This is a genomic window from Polymorphospora sp. A560 (genome assembly GCF_045781765.1).
Taxonomy (GTDB): domain Bacteria; phylum Actinomycetota; class Actinomycetes; order Mycobacteriales; family Micromonosporaceae; genus Polymorphospora; species Polymorphospora lycopeni.
In genome coordinates this window covers 7,690,863-7,709,602 of record NZ_CP122282.1, presented here as the reverse complement: position 1 = coordinate 7,709,602, position 18,740 = coordinate 7,690,863, and the positions used below count along the sequence as shown (strand labels likewise).

Below are 18,740 nucleotides of genomic sequence, written 5' to 3'. Positions count from 1 at the left end.
CCCGGTGGACACCCGTACGCGAGGACTGCGATGTCCCGGACCCACCGACCGTCACCGGCGCTCGTGTTCAGCCTGACCACCTCGGCCGGCCTGCTCGCCGCACTCAGCCTGTGGGTCCGTGGCCGGCCGGTCAGCCACTGGGAACGGGACCTGTTCGCGCTCCTCAACCACCTGCCGACCGCCGTCACCCCGGTGCTGGTGGTGGTCATGCAGGCCGGCTCCTACCTGGCGGTGTTCGTGGCGGCGCTCGCCGCGGCCGCGTTCCGCCGGACCGCCCTCGCCCGCGACCTGCTGGTCGCCGGCAACCTCGCGTACTGGCTCGCCGTCGCCGGCAAGCTCGCGGTGGCCCGGGAACGACCGGCCACCCTGCTGGCCGACGTACGGATCCACGACACCGTCACCGGCGGGCTCGGCTACCCGTCCGGGCACGTCGCGGTCGCGTCCGCGCTCGGTCTCGTCGCCGCCCGCGCCGTCCCCCGGCACCGGCGGGGCTACGCGTGGGCGGGCATCGCCCTGGTCGCGGTCGCCCGCGTGCACGTCGGCGCGCACCTGCCCGCCGACGCCCTCGGCGGGTTCCTGGTCGGCTGGCTCGCCGTCTGCCTGACCCGGCTCGTCGTCGGTGACATCGGCCCGGAGCGGTCGGCGGACCGGATCCAGCGGGCGCTGCGGGACCAGGGCGTCGACGTCGCCCGGCTGGAGGCGGTCGACGGCGACGCCCGGGGCTCCCGACCATGGAAGGCCACCACCGGCGACGGGCGGCACCTGTTCGTGAAGGTCACCGGCGGCGAACAGCGGGACGCGGACTGGCTCTACAAGCTCTACCGGCGAATCCGCTACCGCAACATCGCCGACGAGCCGCCGTACCTCACGGCGGGACAGAAGACCGAGCACGAGGCCCTGATGTCGCTGCTCGCCGAACGGGCCGGGGTGCGTACCCCCGGGGTCGTCACCATCGCGACCGGCCCGGACGGCGACGGGGTCCTGGTCCAGCCGTTCGTCGACGCCCGGTCGCTCGACGCGTCCGGCACGCCACCGTCACCCGCCGTCCTCGCCGATGCCTGCCGCCAGGTCGCCCTGCTGCACCGCGCCGGACTCGCGCACCGCGACCTGCGCGCCGCCAACATCCTGCGCGACGACTCCCGGGTCCACCTCGTCGATCTCAGCTTCGGCGCCGGCAACGCCACCGCCGACCAGCGGGCCCGGGACCTCGTCGAACTGCTGGTGACCCTGGCCGGTCTGGCCGGTGCGGCACCGGCGGTCACCGCGGCGGTCGAGCAGATCGGGCCCGAGGCGGTCGCGGACAGCCTGCCCTACCTGCAACGGCCGCTACTGTCCCGCGCCGGCCGGGGCATCCTCCACGACCACCCCGACCTGCTCACCGAAATCCACGACCGGATCGTCGAACGGTGTCCGGACCACGACGACCGGCCGGCTCCGGTCGTCCGGGTCACCCGGCGGAGTCTCTTCCTGCTCGTCATGCTCGGCCTGCTCGTCCACTACCTGCTGCCACAGATCGGTCAGGTACGCGCCGCCCTGCACCTGATGCTGCACGCCCACCCGCTCGCCGTCGCGGCCACCCTGCTCGGCTCGGCCGGCACCTACCTGCTGAGCGCCCTGGCGCTGCGTCTCGCCGCGGCCGACCGGATCCCGCTCGGGCAGGCCGTCCTCACCCAGGTCGCAGCCTCCTTCGCCAACCGGCTCGCCCCCGGCAGCGTCGGCGGAGCCGCGCTGAGCCTGCGTTACCTGAACCGGAAGGGAATGCCGGCGGCCGAGGCGGCCACGGCCGTCGCCGTCGTCCGGGTGGCCGGCGCCGTCTCCGTCGTCGTCCTCCTGCCGCTCCTGCTGCCCTTCGCCCGGGAGCCGACCCGGAACATCGTGCACGCCGCCACGACCAAAGGACTGCCGATCCTGCTGGCCGTCCTCGCCATCCTGCTGGTGGCCGCCGCGGCGGTGGCCGTCCCCCGGTTGCGGACCCGGGGCCGCACCGCCGTGCACCAGGTGGCCGCGGCCCTGCGCGCCCTCACCCGGGGGCACCGGCTGGTACGCCTCACCGTGGTGTCCCTGGCCCTGACGGTCCTGTACGGCGCCTGTCTCTATTTCGCGCTGCTCGCGGTCGGCCAGCCCGTGGATCTGGCGGTCGTCCCGGCCGTCGTGCTGGTGTCCGTCGTCGGCGAGGGCGTGGCGTCGGCCGCGCCCACCCCCGGCGGACTCGGTGCCACCGAGGCCGCCCTGGTGTCCGGCCTGCTGCTCTACGGAATCGCGCCGGACACCGCGGTCGCCGCCGTGCTGATCTACCGGCTGGCGACGTTCTGGCTGCCGGCCCTGCCGGGCTACGTCGCGCTGCGGATGCTGGTCCGCCGGCGGCTGCTGTAGGGCGGCCCGTCAGTCGAAGAAGACCAGTCTGACGATCGCCACCGTGCCGATGACGACGATGATGGAGCGCAGGAGCCGTGGGGAGAGCCGGCGGCCGAACCTCGCCCCGGCGAAGCCGCCGAGCGTGGCACCGGCCGCGATCAGCGCGACCACCTTCCAGTCGACCGAGTGCCAGGCGACGATCATGAAGGTCGCCGCGGCCACGGCGTTCACCCCCGTCGTCAGGAGGTTCTTCACGCCGGTGATCGCCTGCAGGCTCTCGGCGGTCAGCACGCTCAGCAGGCCGACGACGAGAATCCCCTGTGCGGCACCGAAATAGCCGCCGTACATCCCGAGCACGAAGGTGCCGGCGACGACGGCGACCAGCCGTCGGGTGCTCAGCGTGCCGCTGTCGGCCGTACCCCGGCGGCGGGCGGCACGTCGCTGGAGGGCCGGCCCGGCGACGACCATCAGCAGGCCGATCCCGATGAGGACCGGCACGATCGCCTTGAACGCACTCTCCGGCAGCACCAGCAGCAACAACGCGCCCACGATCCCGCCGAGCACGGAGGCGGGGAGCAGCCACCTGAGCAGCTCCCGCTTTCCGGCGAGTTCGTGCCGGTAGCCGTACGTGCCCGAGATGCCTCCACCGACCAGGCCGATGTTGTTGGAGACGTTCGCGACCAGGGGCGGGTAGCCGAAGAGAACCAGCGTCGGGAAGGTCACCAGGGTGCCCGAACCGACCACCACGTTGATCATCCCGGCCCAGAACCCCGCGACGAAGATCGCGATCAGCTCCACGGCGTGCTCCACGGCCTGATGATTACAGGCCGGCCGTACCCGGGCGTCGTCCCGGCCCACCGAACCACCGCCAGCGGGCGGATAACCGGATGTGCCGGCAAAGCGACTTCGATACGTTGCACCGCATGACGACGATGCTGGTGCAGGTCGACCTGCGGTCGGCCGATCGCTACCTGACCTGTTGGGTCGAACCGCGGACCGCCGTCGGGGACCAGATCACCCTGCGCAACTCCGACGACCCGGCCCGGCGGTGGGACGTGCTGCGGGTCGGGGTGCCGCGCCCGGCCAGCGACATCAGGCGCGGCTGGAACAACAACATCTGATCGGGCGCTAGGCCCGGGCGGTCGTCGGCGACGGCGGCCGCCCGGCCGGCTCACCGGTGGCACCCGGGCCGGCCGCCGCCCAGCCGGTCGTGATCAACAGCAGTGCGGCGATGTAGGTGGTCATCACCAGCAGGTGGTGCCCGGGCAGCGTGATCCCCGCCGCGCCCAGCCCGATCACCAGGTCGGAGAAGAGGAAGAGGGCGCCGCCGATCGCTGTACGGCGGGAAATCCCGACCGCTGTGGCGGCCATCGCGCACAGGGCGAGGCTGTAGCCGAGGATCGGCAGCCGCAGCGGGCCGAGCGAACTCCACAGCAGAGCGTTCGCCAGCGCCCACAGCACCGCGTAGCCGAGCAGCGCCGGCAGTGGCGGCCGGCGACGCCGGACGAACGTGACCAGGAAACTGATCTGGGCGCCGAGGAAGAACGCCATTCCGGCGAGGAACGCGGTCTGGCCGGACATCAGCAACGCCACGTCACCGGCGGTCGCGAAGACGAGCCCGACGGCCACGCCGTCGAAGCGGCGCCGTACGGTCCACAGGTAGGCGATCAACACCGGCGCCAGGAGTGGCTTCGCCAGCCACTGCAACAGCGGCACGTCGAGCGCCACCCCGAGTAACTCGACGGCGACGACGACACCGAACAGCCACATCATGCCCGGCTCACCTGCCTCGAAGTGGCCGGATCGGCAACCGGGGCGGTGAGCAACTCCCGGGCCAGGCGTGCCGCCGACCGCCCCTGACCAGAAACGATCGACGCGGCGAGCCGGCGGTGCCGGGCGACGTCGAGCAGTTCGGCGGCGCGCCACTGCGGCGGTACCGCGCCGGCGCCGACGAGACTGTTGAAGGCCAGCAGGTAGGCGGTGTTACCGCTGCCCTCGACGATCCGTCGCCACAGCGTCGTGTTGGCCATGGCCATGCCCGGCAGGTCGGGTGCCAGGTCGGCGTATCCGTCGACGGCAGCGCGCACCGCCGCCCGGGCCTGGGTTGTCCCGCGTTCGGCGCACAGCCGGGCCGCGTCGACACCGACGCAGGCCCGCATCTCCAGCAGGTCGCGGCCCAGCGTGCCGACCGGCAGCGCGCCACCGGATCCGGGCAGCGACAGGATCAGGTCGAGTCCGGCGTGCTCCCGCCAGTCCAGCACCCGGGTCGCCCCACCCTGGCTGACCCTGACCAGGCCGAGCTGCTGGAGCCGGCGCAGTGCCTCGCGTACGGCGTGGCGGTTGACCTCGAAGGTGGCCGCCAGGTCGCGCTCGCTGGGCAGGGCGTCGTCGGGCCGGTATCCGCCACTGACGATCGCGTCCCGCAACTGGGCGAAGACGTGATCGGAGATCGGGCCGCGTGGGACCGGAACGAGGGCCATGGACCGGGAGTGTGGCAACGGCGCCGGCAACCTGTCAACTGGTTGGACCAGTTTCCTCTCCCTGGCGCGACATTCGCAGTCGACAGTGCATCGGCCGAGTGGACAGCCATTGTGGACCGGAGGCGGAACCAGGCGCCGGAAATGGATCTTAAACTCGACAATCTTGATCATGGCTGCTACCGGAGGATGTTCCTCGATGCACGTTAGAACCGCCCTGCGCTGGACCGCGGCGGTGGCGATGGCCGGCGCGCTCGTCGCCGCGTCCGCCATGCCCGCCGCCGCACGGGGGCCGGACGACGCTCAGCTCTCGGTCTACATGCCCGACACCACCCTCGCGACCGGCACCGACGGCAAGACGGTGTCGGCATACCTGTACGCCTCGAAGCCGGTCGTCCTGTCGTCGGCCACCATCGTCTACGACTTCTCCGATCTCGTCGGCACCGCGACGGTCCGCCCGACCCCGGGCCGGCCCAACTGCACGACGGCGAACAACCGACTCACCTGCGGAATCACCGATGGCATCCGGGTGGACGAGTCGGGAATCGGCGGTCTGACCAACGTCGTGATCCGGCCCGCCACCGGTGCGGTCAGCGGTGCCACCGGCACGCTGCGGGTGACCTTCGTGTCGCCCGGCTCGTCGTCGGGAAGCTACGCGGCCACCGTCCGCGTCGGCGAGGCGGTCGACCTGGCCATCGGGCCGGACGTCGAGGTCCAGGCCGAGCCCGGCGGGGCGTTCTCGGCCCCCATCGCGGTCACCAACCCCGGTGACACGGCGGTGGAGGGGTTCAACGTCCTCTTCTACCACGACCACGGGTTCCGGCCCGGTGAGAAGTACCGCAACTGCACCTACGTCGGGGACGTCCTGCGCTCGTGCGCGTTCGACACGACGGTCCAGCCGGGGGAGACGCTCAGCGGCACGATGTCGTACAAGGTCGGCGAGGACGCGTACGCGCCGGGCACCGACTGGGCCGAACGCCAGGTGATGACCCGGGCGGACTTCACCGACCACGCCGGATTCCTGGCCCAGGTCGGGTTCGAGCTCGGCGAGCCGGGCGACGGCGGCCTCCTCGAACTCGTCCGGCCCGGGGCCGCGGCCCGCAACGCCCAGACCGACATCGACGAGACCAACAACTGGTCGGTGGTGACCCTGCGGGTCACCGGGCAGAACGGCGCCGACATCGCCGCCATCGGCGACTCGGCGCGGGGAGCGGCCGGTGAGGTGGTGACCGCCGAGGTCGGGCTGGTCAACAACGGACCCGCGACCGTGGAATACGAGCGGTCCGGCGAGCCGGTCACCGCCCTCTACCTGACGGTGCCGCCCGGCAGCACCGTGGTCGAGGCGCCGCAGGAGTGCTATCCGATGAACGGCGAACGGCCCGACTACCGGCAGCCGGGCGGGACCGGGGCGGCCAAGTACTTCTGCCCGACCGGGGTCAAGCTGCCCGTGGACGAGAAGCAGATCCTCACGTTCAAGCTCCGGATCGACGAGGTGACGGCGGACGCGACCGGCGAGGTGGCGATCAACGTGCCCTGCGAATGCCCCTGGTTCCACGAGGACCTCGACCCGGCCAACGACGTCGCCAAGCTCGTCCTCAACCCGGCCGAGCCGGGCGGCGGCGGTGGTGGCCTGCCGGTCACCGGTGCCACGACCGCCTGGACGGCGGCCGGCGGCGTCCTGCTGCTGCTGGCCGGCACCGCCGGTTTCGTGCTCTTCCGGCGGCGCCGGGTCCGCTTCATCGCCTGAACCGACTAACCGCAGTCGCCGCCGGCCCGTCACGGGCCGGCGGCGACTGCGTGTCACGTGACGTACGGGGTGATCAGTGCGGGAACACGCGGGGCGTACGGTGGGCGATCTCTTCGCTACCGGCAGCAGTACGGCACCTCCGACTGGGCCTGTACGGCGCCGCAGGACATCACCACCGCCACGACCATTCCGGTGTCGCTGTTCAACGGCCAGAGTGCGCGGGGCGCAGTCCACGTCCGACACACGCTGTACGGCGGCACCTATCCCACGACCGGTGGGTCCGTCCAGGACACTGTCACGGTGAACTACTCGTACTGATCCGGTCGGGCCGGGGGCGGCCCCCGTCCCTGGCCGGCCGGATAAAACCAGTTGTCCGGGCTGCTAGACAAAGGCCATGACCCCAGTACGTCCCGGCACCCCCGATGACGCCGCCGCCTACCTCGACCTGCGCCGCCAGTTGGTGCCGTGGCAGGTCAACACCGTCGAGGCCGTACGCCACAACTGGCGGTCCCAACTCGGGGCCGGCCAGGGCGCCCTGTTCGCCGTCGACGACGACGCGGGTCTGGTCGGCCTGGTGCGGTGCGGCCTGAACACCTGGACGTCCGAGCCCGGTGCCGCCAACGTGGCGCTCGTGGTCCGCCCGGATCGCCGTCGTCAGGGCGTCGGCTCCGCGCTGCTCGCGGCGGCCGAGGAACATCTCGCGTCGGTCGGGGCTCACCGCGTCCAGGGCTACGCCCACGGTGATCCCGAATCGCTGGACTGGGTACGCCGGCGCGGCTACCGGACCACCGCCGAGGTGCGCTACTCCGGCGCCGTCCTCGCCGATCTGCCGCCCCGGCCCACCCCGCCGACCGGGGTGACCGTCGCCGCCTTCGCCGACCTGCCGCCCGAGACGGTCTACGTGGTCGATGCCGAGGCGACCCAGGACGAGCCGAGCGCGGTCCCACTCGACTCGCTGGGCTACGACGACTGGCTCCGCGACGCCTGGCAGAGCCCGAGCCTGCGCCACGACCTGAGCGTGGCCGTCCTGGTCGACGGCGAACCGGCGGCGTGCACCTTCGTCGATGGCGACCCGGACAGCGGCCGGGTCTCGTCGGCGGCGACCGGCACCCGGCGTGCCTACCGTGGCCGGGGCCTGGCCAAGCTCGCCAAGTCGGTCGCGCTGCACCGGGCCCGTGACGCCGGCTTCACCGTGGCGTACACCGGCAACGACGAGGTCAACCGGCCGATGTTGGCCGTCAACGAGTGGCTCGGCTACCGGGCGGTCGGCGCCGAGTGGGAGTGCGTACGCACCCTGCCGGCCGGCTAGGCGGCACCGGTCGGAGCGAGGGCCGCGAGCAGGTCGCCCGCCTGCAGTTGACGTACCCGGGCCGGGTCGAGCCGGTCCGGGTACAGCGCGTACACGTCGGCCCCCACCGGCAGGTCGACGTCGGCCCGTACCAGGGCGGCGAAGTCCGGAGCGGCCTTCACCGGAGTGTCGTCGGCGGGTCCGCCGGTGACCAGCCGCTCGGCGAACGCGGCCACCGTCTCGCCGTCCCGGCGCCGGTACGTCCGCGGCGAGCCGCCGCGGACGGTCACCTGCCGGGTTCGGGCGGCCACCTGCCAGCAGGCGAGTTCCCACAGGCTGACCCGGTGCCCGGCGGTGAAGTGACGGTCGGCGGCGGCGCTGAGCCGGCCGATCGTCCGCGAGTAGCGCCCCACCGAATGCTGACCGCCGGCGACGGCCAGCGTCGAGTCGAGCCAGCGAAGCGCCGACCGGTCCAGGTCGACGACGAGCGGGATGGCGACCCGGACGTCACCGGCCAGGTCGAACCGCTGCTCGACGGCCCGCGGCTCGAACGGCTGCCCGTGGTCACCGGGGTGGGTCATCAGGCCGGCGAACGCGTCCGTCATCGCGTCGAACGGCACGTCGTTGTAGCTCAGCACCAGCATCGTGACGTACCGGATGCCCCGCCGGCGCAGGGCGGCGATGTCCAGGTCGACGAACTCGCTGGCACCCGCCGGCGGCGGAGCCGAGGTGAGGTCGCCGCTGTGCACCGCATCCAGCTTCCCGAACCGGAGCCGGGTGTAGTCGCACCAACCGACGAAACCGCCACCGCCGTCGTAGAAGGACACCGACAGGTCGAGGTCGACCCGGGTGCCGGCCGGCTCGGTCCAGTGCAGGAAGAGGCGTAGCCGGCGCCCCGGCGGCAGCGGCTGGCCGCTGCCCCGCGGCAGCCGGACCAGCGCGGCGGACGCGGTCCGTTCGGTGAACGGCGCGACCAGGTCGACGAGCCCGCCGTCCAGCAGGGCATGGTCGACCGGCGGCAGGTTGCCGGCCCGGCGCAGCACCTCGGCGGTGAGCACCGATTCGAGGTCGACGGCGACGCCGGCATCGAGCCGGGGCCGGTGGTCCGGCTCGGTCCACAGTGTCGCGCTGCCGCCGCGCGGGAAATAGAGGCGGGGTACGGCCGGCCAACTCGCCGCCCGCAGCGCACCGATCGCGGCCAGCAGCACACCGGGGGCGACCGCGGGCGCGACCCGGTCGACGGTGTCGACCAGCTCCGCCGGATCGCCGGCCCGGTGGGCCACCGCGACGAGCCGGCGCACCAGTTCACCCGGCCGGGCGGCGAGCAGCGGTACGGTGTTTCCGGCCGGCAGCGCCGCCTCGACCCGGCCGGCCCAGCCGGTGACGGTGATCCGCTCACCGGGCCGGACCGTGACGCCCGGATGGGCGGTGACGACCCCGGCCACGAGCCGCCCGAACGGGGTGTCGGCGTCGATCCGGGTACGCCGCAGCACGACGAACGCGGTGGCGGCGACCGGATGCCGCCCGGCTTCCTCGAACGGGTGCAGGTTCTCCGCCATCCGCAGCCAGCGGGCGCCGTGCCGGCGCAGATCCTCCACAAGGGACGCCAGTGGCAGGGCGTCGAGCCGGGACAGCAGCAGCCGCCGCAGCCGGCGGGGCAGCGACCGGCGTCGGGCCGGCGGCGTACGGAGTCCGGCGTCGGCACCGTGCAGGACGTGGAGCAGGCGCAGCACGTCGGTTGCGGTGCCGACGTACCGGTCCAGCAGGCCCGGCAGCCGGTCGGCGCCCGCCGGGTCGGTGAGGGCCCGGGCGACGACGGCGGCCCGGGTCTCGCGTACCGGGATGTCGGCCGGCAGCAGGTCGACCCAGGCGGGGCCGGCGTGGTCGAGCAGCGTGTCCAGGTCCGCGCGATCGGCCGGCGACAGCGGCGTACGCCGCCCGAGCAGCGCGGCGGTCAGCTCCCCGCACGCCTGCCCGGCGTCGTCGGCCAGTTCGACGATGCGGGCCCGGCGCGGCAGCGGCGGCTGCGGCCGGTGTGCCGGCGGCGGGGTCGGCCGCAGGAAGGCGTCCTCGCAGTCGACGCGGCGGTGGCAGATCGGGCAGCCGGTGTAGTCGGAACCGTCCCAGCAGGCGCCGCAGACCAGGTGGGCGCAGGGGGCCACCGGCCGGACGAGGTCGGCCGTGCCGCACAGCACACACGGCTGCCGCGGCTCCTGGAGCAGCAGGGCGAAGATCCGCCGTACGTAGAGGTCGTTGGTGTCGGCCGGGATCCGGCGCGGAAAGGACCGGAACAGCGGAATGTGAGGCACGTGGGCACCGACGGCCCGGGCCAGCCCGTCGAGCAGACCGAGCCCCAGTTCGGCGAGGCGCTCCGGCTCCTGTCCGGCGAGATACCGGCGCAGCCGCGGGCCGGGCAGGAAACCGAGCGCGACCAGGTCCGCCTCCAACGCCACCAGGCCGGCCGCGCTGTCGGTCCGGACCCGCCCCGGCCGGACCTTGGACCGCGACAGCAGCCCGGGCGCCACCAGCCCGTGCCTGAGCAGTACGTCCGCGACGGCGCTGCGGACAGCCGGCGGGGTGGCGGTGGCGGGCACGGCGCGGTCCTCCCTCGGTGCGGAGAAAAGAAGAAGGGGCGGAGATTGGATGCGCTAGATCTTCTTCAAAAGTAAGAGGAGAAGGAAGCACACCCGGGAGCCGCCCCGACCGACAGCCTAGACACCGCCGTCGACCGCTGTCGTGGCCTTTACCGCCGGCCGCGCCGCACCGGGCCGGGGTTGCCGGACCCGGTACGACCGCGCGTTCAGCCCGCCAGCGTGGGGTAGTCGGTGTAGCCCTCGTGGTCGCCGCCGTACGCCGTCGAGTAGTTCGGCGTGTTGAACGGGCCGCCGACCCGCAGCCGCTCGGGCAGGTCGGGGTTGGCCAGGAACAGCGCGGCGTACGAGATCAGGTCGGCGGCACCCGACTCGACCAGCTTCAGCGCCTCCGGTCCGGTGTACGCGCCGGGGGTGTACGGGTTGAGGATCGACACCCCGTTCCACCGTTCGCGCAGGATGCCGGTCAGTTCCGTGTCCGCGCTCTCGGCGATGTGCAGGTAGGCCAGGCCGAGCGGATTCAGCGCGTCGACCAGCGTGAGGTAGGTGTCGCGGTGGTCCTCCTCGGCGATGTCGTTGAACGGGTTGGCGGGGGAGATCCGCAGCCCGACCCGGTCGGCGCCGATCGCGTCGACGGCGGCCCGGGCGACCTCGACGGTGAGCCGGGTACGACCCTCGACGCTGCCACCCCACTCGTCGTCGCGCTGGTTGGCGTTGGTCGAGAGGAACTGGTGCAGCAGGTAGCCGTTGGCACCGTGCAGTTCCACCCCGTCGAAGCCCGCCTCGACGGCGTTGCGCGCCGCGTCGGCGAACGCCCCGATCGTCTCGGCGATCTCGGTGCCGGTCAGCGGTTTCGGGGCGACGAACTCCTGCATGCCCGCCGCGCCGGTGAAGATCTTTCCGGCGGCCTTCACCGCCGACGCCCCGACCGGGTGCAGGTCCTGGTCGTAGACGGTGGGGTGACCGATCCGGCCGGCGTGCATGAGCTGCGCGAAGATCAGGCCGCCCTGTTCGTGGACGGCGTCGGTCACCGGCCGCCAGGCGCGTACCTGCTCGCTGGAGTGCAGGCCCGGGGTGTTCGGATAGCCCTGGCCGATCGCGGACGGCTGGATGCCCTCGGTGACTATCAGGCCGGCACCGGCGCGCTGGCGGTAGTAGGTCGCCATCAGCTCGGTCGGGGTGGCGCCCGGCCCGTAGGCGCGGTTGCGCGTCATCGGAGCCATCACCACCCGGTTACGGGCCGTGTAGCGGCCGATCCTGACCTCGTCGAACGCGCTGCTCATCTCTCGACTCCCGTCCCTGGTGCCTCCGCACACCGCAATGCCGGATCGAGGCGCTTTATTGCCGCCAGGACGGTGACGGGCGTCACGATCGCCCGAAATTCATTGATGGACATGGCTGGACATGATCGCTAGGCTGACGGTCGTGGCGCCGGACCACCGACGGTCCCGCGCCGGTCGACCGGCGAGCGGAGGCGACAATGCGACGGACGGCGCAGATCATCGTCGGTGGCGCGGCGGCCCTCGGGCTGACCGTCGCCGGAGCACCCGCCGCGACCGCGAACCCGGTGGTTCCCCGGCACGCGGTCATCGTCTGCCAGACCGCCAGCTTCTACGAGAACTACGACTCCGCGGCCGGCCCGCACCGCCTCAAGCGGGTCCTGACGTACGGGAACAAGGTCGGCCACACCCCCGGCGCGCATCCGGTCTACAACGGCTGGGCGGCCACCTTCGACTTCGGCCCCAACGACTGGGGCTTCGTGCGCATCGAATGCATCGGCGGATACGACTCGTGGTGAGCCGCACCGCGGGCCGGAAGGAGGGACGCATGCGGATCGCCCGTGCGACGGCCGTGGCGGCGCTGGTCGCCGCCACCCTCGTTGTCACCCCGACCGCCGCGCAGGCCGCGAACGGCCGCATCGGCGTACGCGAGACCGTCTGTGCCGAGACGCTGTTCGTCCGAACCCAGCCGATCGGCGCCTGGATGGGTACGCTCCACCGTGGACAGACCTTCCTCGTCGAGGGCCCGCGCAGCGCCGGCTACGTCTACGGGTTCGCATACGGCCACATCAACCGGCGCGGCTGGGTCCAGGACGGCTGGTTCTGCTGACTTCTTGACCTCGAGCGCGCTCGAACTCCTACGGTGACTCGTCACAGGCCCGACGACTTCCCTGGGAGCAGGTCATGCGTTACCGCGTACTCGGCGGCACCGGCATCGAGGTGAGCGTCCACTGCCTCGGCACCATGATGTTCGGCTACGTCGGCAACCCCGACCACGACGAGTGCGCCCGCATCGTGCACGCCGCCCTCGACCGGGGCATCAACTTCGTCGACACCGCCGACATGTACTCGGCGGGCGAATCCGAACAGATCGTCGGCAAGGCGCTGCGGGGCCGGCGCGACGACGTCGTACTCGCCACCAAGGTGCACTTCCAGATGGGCGAGGGGCGCAACCGCAGCGGGAACTCACGGCGCTGGATCACCAGGGCGGTCGAGGACAGCCTCCGTCGCCTCCAGACCGACTGGATCGACCTCTACCAGGTGCACCGCCCCGACCACACCACCGACATCGAGGAGACGCTCGGCGTGCTGGGCGACCTGGTCCGGCAGGGCAAGATCCGCGCCTTCGGCTGCTCGACCTTCCCCGCCGAGGAGATCGTCGAGGCACACCACGTCGCCGAGCGTCGCGCCCTCGGTCGGTTCCGGACCGAGCAGCCGCCGTACTCGATCCTCGCCCGGGGAATCGAATCGTCGGTGCTCCCGGTCTGCCAGCGGTACGGGATGGGCGTGCTGGTCTGGAGCCCGCTCGCCTCCGGCTTCCTGTCCGGCCGCCACCGCAAGGGGCAGCCGGTCGATCTGACCAGCGGCCGGGCCGCGCTCAACCCGGCCCGGTTCGACCCCGCGATCCCGGAGAACGTCGTCAAGCTCGACGCCGTCGAGCAGCTTGCCGAACTGGCGGGCGGCCTCGGCCGCACACTGCCCGAACTGGCCGTCGCCTTCACCGTCGCACACCCCGCCGTCACCTCGGTGATCATCGGTCCGCGGACCATGGCGCAGCTCGACGGGCTGCTCGACGGCGCCTCGCTCACCCTGGACGACGCGACCCTCGACCGGATCGACGCCATCGTTCCGCCGGGCACCAACCTCTATCAGCCGGACGGCGCCTGGCGGCCGCCGGCACTGTCCGACGCCGTACGGCGTCGCCGTCCGCTGGCGGAGCGCTCCGCGGGCTGACCGGCTGGCTCCTCGGCCGCTTCCGCCATCGCCTTGATCCGGGCCAGCCGGCGGTCCCAGCCGGACGCGATCCGCTCCAGGTCCCGGCCGAGCGCGCTCAGCCGGGACCCGACCGCGGCGAACCGGACCTCCCGTCCCACCCGCTCGGCGCGGACGAGTCCGGTTCCCTGGAGTACGGCGAGGTGCTTGACGATCGCCTGCCGCGAGACCGGAAACTCGACGGCGAGGGCCGACGCGGATGCCGGCCCCTCGCCGAGCCGGACGAGGATCGCCCACCGGGTCTCGTCGGCCAGCGCGGCGAAGACCGGGGCGAGCGCCGGGTCAGCCGTCGACACCGGCGGCCAGACCTTCGAGGTGACGCTTCGCCAGGCCCAACTCGGTGACCCAGCCCTGCCGGTTCTCCTCCAGGCGCGTACGCCGTTCCCGCTCGTCGCCGGGCAACGTCGCGAAGCCGCTCTCGGCGACCTTCAGCACGACGGAGTCCGGTGACGTCTCCTCGATCCAGAACTCGACGAGGGTGGACGGGGCGTCCGGCCGGTCCGGGTCGGCGAGCCACCGGAAGGCGGCGTACCGGGGCTCGTCGAGGGCGACCGTACAGATGGCGAACGCACCGTGGACGGGGTCGTGCACGATGTCGAGATCGCCGGAGCGCTCGATCCGGTGCTCGACGATCCTGTTCTCGTTGATGTACCACCCCGGCTCCGCGATCAGGTTCCACACCCGGGTCGCCGGGGCGTCGATGTCGATCTGCCGTTCGATCCGGTCGAGTTCGTCGGTCATACGCCTGCCTCCGCATCCGTTGTTCGCGCAACCGCAGGGTTGCACAGATCTGAGCGCGTCGCAACCTGATGGTTGCAGTTGTCGGAGATGCCAGCTATTGACCTATCTCGATTTAATGTGCAAGTCTCAGGGTGGAGCCGCCGCGGGAGCCACGCGGCTGGCGCGGAGCAGGGGCAGCTCGGCGCGCCAGCGACCGTCGTCGTACCTTCCGCAGAGAAAAGGGGCTTCGATGTCCACTCTCATCCGCTCGCGAACCTCACGACTCGCCTGGGGCGGCCTCGCGGTCGCCGTGACCGCCGTACTGCTGCTCGTCACCGCGCTCGCCAACTCCGCCTCCGCCCACGGATCCATCGTCGATCCCGCGTCCCGTAACTACGGCTGCTGGCAACGCTGGGGCAGCGACTTCCAGAACCCCCGCATGGCCACCGAGGACCCGATGTGCTGGCAGGCCTGGCAGGCCGACCCGAACGCCATGTGGAACTGGAACGGCCTCTACCGCGACGGAGCCGGCGGCAACCACCAGGCCGCCGTCCCCGACGGGCAGCTCTGCAGCGGCGGACGCACCCAGAGCCCGCGCTACAACGCCCTGGACACCGTCGGCGCGTGGCGCACCAGCCCGATCGCCAACAACTTCCGGGTACGCCTGCTCGACCACGCCTCGCACGGCGCCGACTACATCCGGGTGTACGTCACCAAGCAGGGCTTCAACCCGCTGACCCAGCCACTCGGCTGGGGCAACCTGGAACTCGTCGGCCAGATCGGCAACACCCCGGCGTCGCAGTGGACCCAGGAGGCCACCGGCGTCTCGATCCAGGTCGCCGCCAGCGCACCCGGCCGCACCGGCCGGCACATCGTCTACACCATCTGGCAGGCCAGCCACATGGACCAGTCGTACTACCTGTGCAGTGACGTCACCTTCGGTGGCACCGGCGACCCGGACCCGACCACCCCACCGCCCACCACCGCCCCGCCCACCACTCCGCCGGCGACGACCCCGCCGCCGACCCAGCCGCCGGCCGGCGCCTGCGCCGCCAGCTACCGGGTGGTCTCCCAGTGGGCAGGTGGATTCCAGGCCGAGGTCCAGGTGACCGCCGGGAACGGCCCGATCCGCGGCTGGACCGTGGGCTGGACCCTGCCGTCCGGCCAGCAGGTCGCCTCGTCGTGGAACGCCGACCTCACGGTCACCGGCTCCTCGGTGACAGCCCGGAACGTCGCCTACAACGGCAGCCTCGGAGCGGGGGCGAGTGCGACGTTTGGTCTTCTCGGCTCCGGCACTCCCGGGTCCGTACCGACCCTGACCTGCACCGCCACCACCTGATCGATCCAGCGGCACTAGTGATCGTCTGCTGTTCAGCCGGTCGACACGCCGTACCGCAACAGCAGAGCAGCAGACGATCACGGCCGATCACCACGGACCCCCGGCTACCCGGATACGATCAGGGCTGTCATGCCGGCTGATCGGGGGTTCCACGGTGAAGTTCTCGCCCGTCGTCGTCAGCCTGCCGATCGCAGATCGCGGCGTCTCATACCGGTTCTACCGCGACGGGCTCGGTCTGGAACCCTTCGGTGAGATAGCCGAAGACGGATTTCCGGAGCCGTTGCAGTTCACCCTCAACGAGGGGCTGCGGATCATGCTCATCCCGACCGGCGGCTTCGGCTGGGTGATCGGAGACAATCAGGTCGCGGTCCCCGGACAGATTGAGTGCATCGTCGGCGTGGACCTCGAAACGCGGGCCGAGGCCGACAACTTCGTCGAGCGGGCGCGGGAGGCGGGCGCGCGGATCGTCACCGCACCCCAGTCGCAGCCGTGGGGCTACACCGGTTCGTTCGCCGACCCGGACGGCCATCTCTGGATGGTGACCGTCCCGCCGTCGTGACCGGATCGAGCGCCTCCCGCCGAACCAGGTCGGCGTCCAACTTCGACAGTCGTGCCGCGAGTTCGTGGGTGACCACATGCTCGTACGCGCCACCGGGAAGATCCGCCACGTCCGCAACATACCGGGAAGTCCCGATGTCGAGGGGCGGCCAATCCGTCCCGCTGCCGGCCCAGTGATCGTTTGCAGCTCATATCGGGATCTGGCCGATGATGCCTTGTTAGCAGCCGATCTCAAGCGGTAAGTCCAATCAGACGCAGTGTGATTCGGCGTACCACCGCGCGTGATCAACATGTTTAGATTCCCTCCAATGACCGGGCAGGCCGGCCATCCCGGCCCATCCGGGAGGATCGAGCGAAGGAGTCACCATGACCGTTGGCGAGCTGATCAACCGGGGCGAGGCCACCCAGCTGGCGTTCAAGGGCGAGGCCGCGCAGCTGGCGTTCAAGGGCGAGGCCGCGCAGCTGGCGCTGAAGGGCGAGCTGGCCCGGCTCGCCCTCGCCGGGGAGCTGGCCTCGGCCCTCGGCTGAACCACGGCTACCAGATAACTGGACCGTCCGCCGGCCTTCGGGCCGGCGGGCGGTCCAGTCCGTTTTCGGTGGTCCTCGCTCCTGTCGATACCGGAACGTATGCGCAGGTCAAGCGAATGTTCACCGGATTGGCACCTGGCGGGTGGACGGTGAGCCGGTGACCTCCGCGACCCGTGACCCGGCGACCTCGCCGCCGGCCGGCCTGCGGGTTACCTTCGACGGCCGGGTCCACCCGGCGGAGGAGATCGCCCACGGCGCGGCCTACGAACTGTTCAGCACTGCGCCGCAGAGCGGGTTCCTCGCCGATCACCGGCCCGACGCACCTTACCCCTTCCATCGCTTCGTGCACGCTTCGGAGATCGTCGACGTCCAGGGGGCGCTACCGACGGCGCGGGCCGGCGACCGGGAGTTTCCGCTGACGATGCCGGTCAGCCGGGCGGTGGGGTGGGAGGAGGTGCACCGCCGCAGCCAGTTGGCGAGCCACCGGGACGACCTGTTGCTGGCCGCCATCCGGCGCTCGGCGACGATCCGGCGGGGCACCCGGATGATCAAGGTGCTTTCGGAGAGTCAGCTCGCCGGCTATCTGCGCGGCTGGCAGCCGCACGGCTTCTGCTACCGCGAGTACGACGTGGCGCACCTGCGCACTCCGACCGACCTGGCGTTGCTGCGCACCGACGGCGGCGGGGCGACCGACCAGACCGAGGCGGCGTACGTGCTGCGGTGGCGGGCGATCGGCCCCGGCGACTACGCGGTGCCGGTCCATCCCGGCCTGGTCGGGATGCCGCCCCGGGACCGGGTCGGGCCGCCGATGTCCGGCACCGGCTTCGCGCCGAGTGGCCGGCACCTGATTCCGGAGTACGTCACCGCGGACTTCGCCGACCTGCCGCTCACGGCCAACGCCACCCTGCTCGCCTACACCCCGGACGGGGCCGAGGTGACGCTCTTCAGCTACCAGCCGGAGCAGCGGGGTTGGCTGCGGATGGTCGGCTCGCGCTGGCGGCACCTGCTGGCGGCGATTCCGGGGGTGTCGCCCGACCAGGAGTACGTCTCGACCGGCGAGGCGGTTCGGTCGACCAGGCTGGTGGGCACCTACCAGGGGCACGAGCACGAGGCGGTCGCCGACCCGCCCGACGAGTTCCGGGTGCTGGCGATGACCCGGGCGGCCCGATACGCGGTGGAGAGCCTGGCCCGGCGTACGACGTACGCGACCTGGCGTGGTGCCGTGGTCCTGGTGTTGCTGCGTGAGGAGCAGTGGACCCGGGTCCGGCTCTGCCGGCCGGACGCGGACGCGGTGGCGAGGCTCGGTGCCCAGTGCTTCGAGCGGGGCGTGTACGAGGTGTGGGCGCCGACCGGTGAGCTGGCCGACGTACGGGTGGTCGACCAGTCGTACGGCTGAGCGGTCCGGCCGGGCTGTCGGTGGTGGCTGGCAGCATGCGGCCCATGCCTGCGCGAACCCTCGAAGAGATCGAACGTGTCGTCCGAGCGTCGTGGTCGGTGGAGTCCTGTGACCCGGCCGACGCCGCCAACTGGTCGCCGGAGAATCCGGCCCGTGGTCAGTGCGGTTCCACCGCTCTTGTGCTGAACGACCTGCTCGGCGGCGATCTGCTGACGGCGGAGGTGCACTACCCCGACGGCTCCCGGCAGGGCTATCACCACTGGAACCGTTTCGGCCCAGGGCTGGAGGTGGACCTGACCCTCGAACAGTTCTTCGCCACGGAAACCGTGCAGGAGCCTCGGGTCATGGCGCGGCCACCGCAGGTCGGCGAGCGGGTCCGGGAGCAGTATCTCGCCCTGCGGAAGGCGGTCTACGCAGCACTGGAGCTGGATCCGAATTCGCCGTAAACAAGTTTGTGGTTTAAAGTCGT

General features: G+C 71.9%; 20 protein-coding genes. 13 read left to right on the top strand and 7 right to left on the bottom strand.

What is annotated here, in order from left to right:
• Positions 1-30 precede the first annotated feature (30 nt).
• Positions 31-2,373 carry a flippase-like domain-containing protein gene (locus tag QCD66_RS34780; RefSeq protein ID WP_375734551.1) on the top strand — a complete coding sequence of 781 codons (2,343 nt, stop codon included), beginning with the start codon at positions 31-33 and terminating at the stop codon, positions 2,371-2,373.
• A 9-nt stretch (positions 2,374-2,382) separates the two neighbouring features.
• Here QCD66_RS34780 and QCD66_RS34775 read toward each other — a convergent pair whose 3' ends face one another.
• Entirely contained in the window at positions 2,383-3,165 is a 783-nt protein-coding gene (locus QCD66_RS34775) for a sulfite exporter TauE/SafE family protein (RefSeq protein WP_375734552.1), read from the bottom strand.
• A gap of 113 nt (positions 3,166-3,278) precedes the next feature.
• On the opposite strand from QCD66_RS34775, the gene QCD66_RS34770 reads away from it, so the two are divergent.
• Entirely contained in the window at positions 3,279-3,476 is a 198-nt protein-coding gene (locus QCD66_RS34770; RefSeq protein WP_357538741.1) for a hypothetical protein, read from the top strand.
• A gap of 7 nt (positions 3,477-3,483) precedes the next feature.
• Here the strand turns inward: QCD66_RS34770 and QCD66_RS34765 are convergent, their stop codons facing one another.
• Together QCD66_RS34765 and QCD66_RS34760 are read right to left on the bottom strand one after the other, a co-directional pair.
• Entirely contained in the window at positions 3,484-4,128 is a 645-nt protein-coding gene (locus tag QCD66_RS34765; RefSeq protein WP_375734553.1) for a lysoplasmalogenase, read from the bottom strand.
• Positions 4,125-4,835, bottom strand: coding sequence for a FadR/GntR family transcriptional regulator (locus QCD66_RS34760; protein WP_375734554.1), 711 nt, complete (start codon positions 4,833-4,835; stop codon positions 4,125-4,127). The genes QCD66_RS34765 and QCD66_RS34760 overlap by 4 nt, the downstream gene beginning before the upstream one ends.
• A 196-nt stretch (positions 4,836-5,031) precedes the next feature.
• Between QCD66_RS34760 and QCD66_RS34755 the strand changes: the two genes are divergently transcribed.
• From QCD66_RS34755 to QCD66_RS34745, 3 genes are all read left to right on the top strand, one after another.
• Complete coding sequence (locus tag QCD66_RS34755) at positions 5,032-6,579, top strand: LPXTG cell wall anchor domain-containing protein (protein ID WP_375734555.1); 1,548 nt, start codon at positions 5,032-5,034, stop codon at positions 6,577-6,579.
• Between the two features lie 57 nt (positions 6,580-6,636).
• Complete coding sequence (locus QCD66_RS34750; protein ID WP_407566937.1) at positions 6,637-6,897, top strand: hypothetical protein; 261 nt, start codon at positions 6,637-6,639, stop codon at positions 6,895-6,897.
• Positions 6,898-6,973: 76 nt separating this feature from the next.
• Entirely contained in the window at positions 6,974-7,888 is a 915-nt protein-coding gene (locus QCD66_RS34745) for a GNAT family N-acetyltransferase (RefSeq protein ID WP_375734557.1), read from the top strand.
• On the opposite strand, the gene QCD66_RS34740 is transcribed toward QCD66_RS34745, so the two are convergent.
• Complete coding sequence (locus QCD66_RS34740; protein ID WP_375734558.1) at positions 7,885-10,461, bottom strand: MXAN_6230/SCO0854 family RING domain-containing protein; 2,577 nt, start codon at positions 10,459-10,461, stop codon at positions 7,885-7,887. The two genes, QCD66_RS34745 and QCD66_RS34740, sit on opposite strands and share 4 nt — an antisense overlap.
• 206 nt (positions 10,462-10,667) lie before the next feature.
• Positions 10,668-11,741 carry an alkene reductase gene (locus QCD66_RS34735; protein ID WP_364216485.1) on the bottom strand — a complete coding sequence of 358 codons (1,074 nt, stop codon included), beginning with the start codon at positions 11,739-11,741 and terminating at the stop codon, positions 10,668-10,670.
• A 197-nt stretch (positions 11,742-11,938) separates the two neighbouring features.
• Here QCD66_RS34735 and QCD66_RS34730 point away from each other — a divergent pair, with 197 nt between their 5' ends.
• The 3 genes from QCD66_RS34730 (at position 11,939) to QCD66_RS34720 (ending at position 13,691) form a co-directional block, all read left to right on the top strand.
• Positions 11,939-12,256, top strand: a complete 318-nt coding sequence (locus tag QCD66_RS34730; protein ID WP_375734559.1) for a hypothetical protein — start codon at positions 11,939-11,941, stop codon at positions 12,254-12,256.
• A 29-nt stretch (positions 12,257-12,285) separates the two neighbouring features.
• Positions 12,286-12,567 (top strand): hypothetical protein, encoded by a 282-nt coding sequence (locus QCD66_RS34725; protein WP_407566936.1) that lies wholly within the window; start codon positions 12,286-12,288, stop codon positions 12,565-12,567.
• Between the two features lie 74 nt (positions 12,568-12,641).
• Complete coding sequence (locus QCD66_RS34720; RefSeq protein ID WP_375734561.1) at positions 12,642-13,691, top strand: aldo/keto reductase; 1,050 nt, start codon at positions 12,642-12,644, stop codon at positions 13,689-13,691.
• Here QCD66_RS34720 and QCD66_RS34715 read toward each other — a convergent pair.
• Positions 13,607-14,026, bottom strand: a complete 420-nt coding sequence (locus QCD66_RS34715) for a metalloregulator ArsR/SmtB family transcription factor (protein ID WP_364216494.1) — start codon at positions 14,024-14,026, stop codon at positions 13,607-13,609. The genes QCD66_RS34720 and QCD66_RS34715 overlap by 85 nt on opposite strands.
• The gene (locus tag QCD66_RS34710; protein ID WP_375734562.1) at positions 14,013-14,471 is read right to left on the bottom strand and encodes a hypothetical protein; all 459 of its coding nucleotides are present in this window, start codon (positions 14,469-14,471) and stop codon (positions 14,013-14,015) included. The genes QCD66_RS34715 and QCD66_RS34710 overlap by 14 nt, the downstream gene beginning before the upstream one ends.
• A 229-nt stretch (positions 14,472-14,700) precedes the next feature.
• On the opposite strand from QCD66_RS34710, the gene QCD66_RS34705 reads away from it, so the two are divergent.
• The 5 genes from QCD66_RS34705 to QCD66_RS34685 all read left to right on the top strand — a co-directional run bounded on the left by QCD66_RS34705 (position 14,701) and on the right by QCD66_RS34685 (position 18,717).
• Entirely contained in the window at positions 14,701-15,789 is a 1,089-nt protein-coding gene (locus tag QCD66_RS34705; RefSeq protein ID WP_407566935.1) for a lytic polysaccharide monooxygenase, read from the top strand.
• Positions 15,790-15,943: 154 nt separating this feature from the next.
• Positions 15,944-16,348: a VOC family protein gene (locus QCD66_RS34700; RefSeq protein WP_375734564.1), complete on the top strand. Its 405-nt coding sequence runs from the start codon at positions 15,944-15,946 to the stop codon at positions 16,346-16,348.
• 365 nt (positions 16,349-16,713) lie between these two features.
• Complete coding sequence (locus QCD66_RS34695; protein WP_375734565.1) at positions 16,714-16,875, top strand: hypothetical protein; 162 nt, start codon at positions 16,714-16,716, stop codon at positions 16,873-16,875.
• Positions 16,876-17,032: 157 nt separating this feature from the next.
• The gene (locus tag QCD66_RS34690; protein WP_375734566.1) at positions 17,033-18,271 is read left to right on the top strand and encodes a hypothetical protein; all 1,239 of its coding nucleotides are present in this window, start codon (positions 17,033-17,035) and stop codon (positions 18,269-18,271) included.
• A gap of 44 nt (positions 18,272-18,315) precedes the next feature.
• Positions 18,316-18,717: a hypothetical protein gene (locus QCD66_RS34685; RefSeq protein ID WP_375734567.1), complete on the top strand. Its 402-nt coding sequence runs from the start codon at positions 18,316-18,318 to the stop codon at positions 18,715-18,717.
• The last annotated feature ends 23 nt before the right edge of the window (positions 18,718-18,740 follow it).

Excerpts from the sequence above, each read along its gene's own strand:
- QCD66_RS34705 (WP_407566935.1), top strand. The coding sequence starts at position 14,701 with ATGTCCACTCTCATCCGCTCGCGAACCTCACGACTCGCCTGGGGCGGC.
- QCD66_RS34685 (WP_375734567.1), top strand. The coding sequence starts at position 18,316 with ATGCCTGCGCGAACCCTCGAAGAGATCGAACGTGTCGTCCGAGCGTCG.
- QCD66_RS34755 (WP_375734555.1), top strand. The coding sequence starts at position 5,032 with ATGCACGTTAGAACCGCCCTGCGCTGGACCGCGGCGGTGGCGATGGCC.
- QCD66_RS34780 (WP_375734551.1), top strand. The coding sequence starts at position 31 with ATGTCCCGGACCCACCGACCGTCACCGGCGCTCGTGTTCAGCCTGACC.
- QCD66_RS34735 (WP_364216485.1), bottom strand. The coding sequence starts at position 11,741 with ATGAGCAGCGCGTTCGACGAGGTCAGGATCGGCCGCTACACGGCCCGT.
- QCD66_RS34760 (WP_375734554.1), bottom strand. The coding sequence starts at position 4,835 with ATGGCCCTCGTTCCGGTCCCACGCGGCCCGATCTCCGATCACGTCTTC.
- QCD66_RS34730 (WP_375734559.1), top strand. The coding sequence starts at position 11,939 with ATGCGACGGACGGCGCAGATCATCGTCGGTGGCGCGGCGGCCCTCGGG.
- QCD66_RS34770 (WP_357538741.1), top strand. The coding sequence starts at position 3,279 with ATGACGACGATGCTGGTGCAGGTCGACCTGCGGTCGGCCGATCGCTAC.
- QCD66_RS34720 (WP_375734561.1), top strand. The coding sequence starts at position 12,642 with ATGCGTTACCGCGTACTCGGCGGCACCGGCATCGAGGTGAGCGTCCAC.
- QCD66_RS34695 (WP_375734565.1), top strand. The coding sequence starts at position 16,714 with ATGACCGTTGGCGAGCTGATCAACCGGGGCGAGGCCACCCAGCTGGCG.
- QCD66_RS34745 (WP_375734557.1), top strand. The coding sequence starts at position 6,974 with ATGACCCCAGTACGTCCCGGCACCCCCGATGACGCCGCCGCCTACCTC.
- QCD66_RS34710 (WP_375734562.1), bottom strand. The coding sequence starts at position 14,471 with ATGACCGACGAACTCGACCGGATCGAACGGCAGATCGACATCGACGCC.
- QCD66_RS34725 (WP_407566936.1), top strand. The coding sequence starts at position 12,286 with ATGCGGATCGCCCGTGCGACGGCCGTGGCGGCGCTGGTCGCCGCCACC.
- QCD66_RS34765 (WP_375734553.1), bottom strand. The coding sequence starts at position 4,128 with ATGATGTGGCTGTTCGGTGTCGTCGTCGCCGTCGAGTTACTCGGGGTG.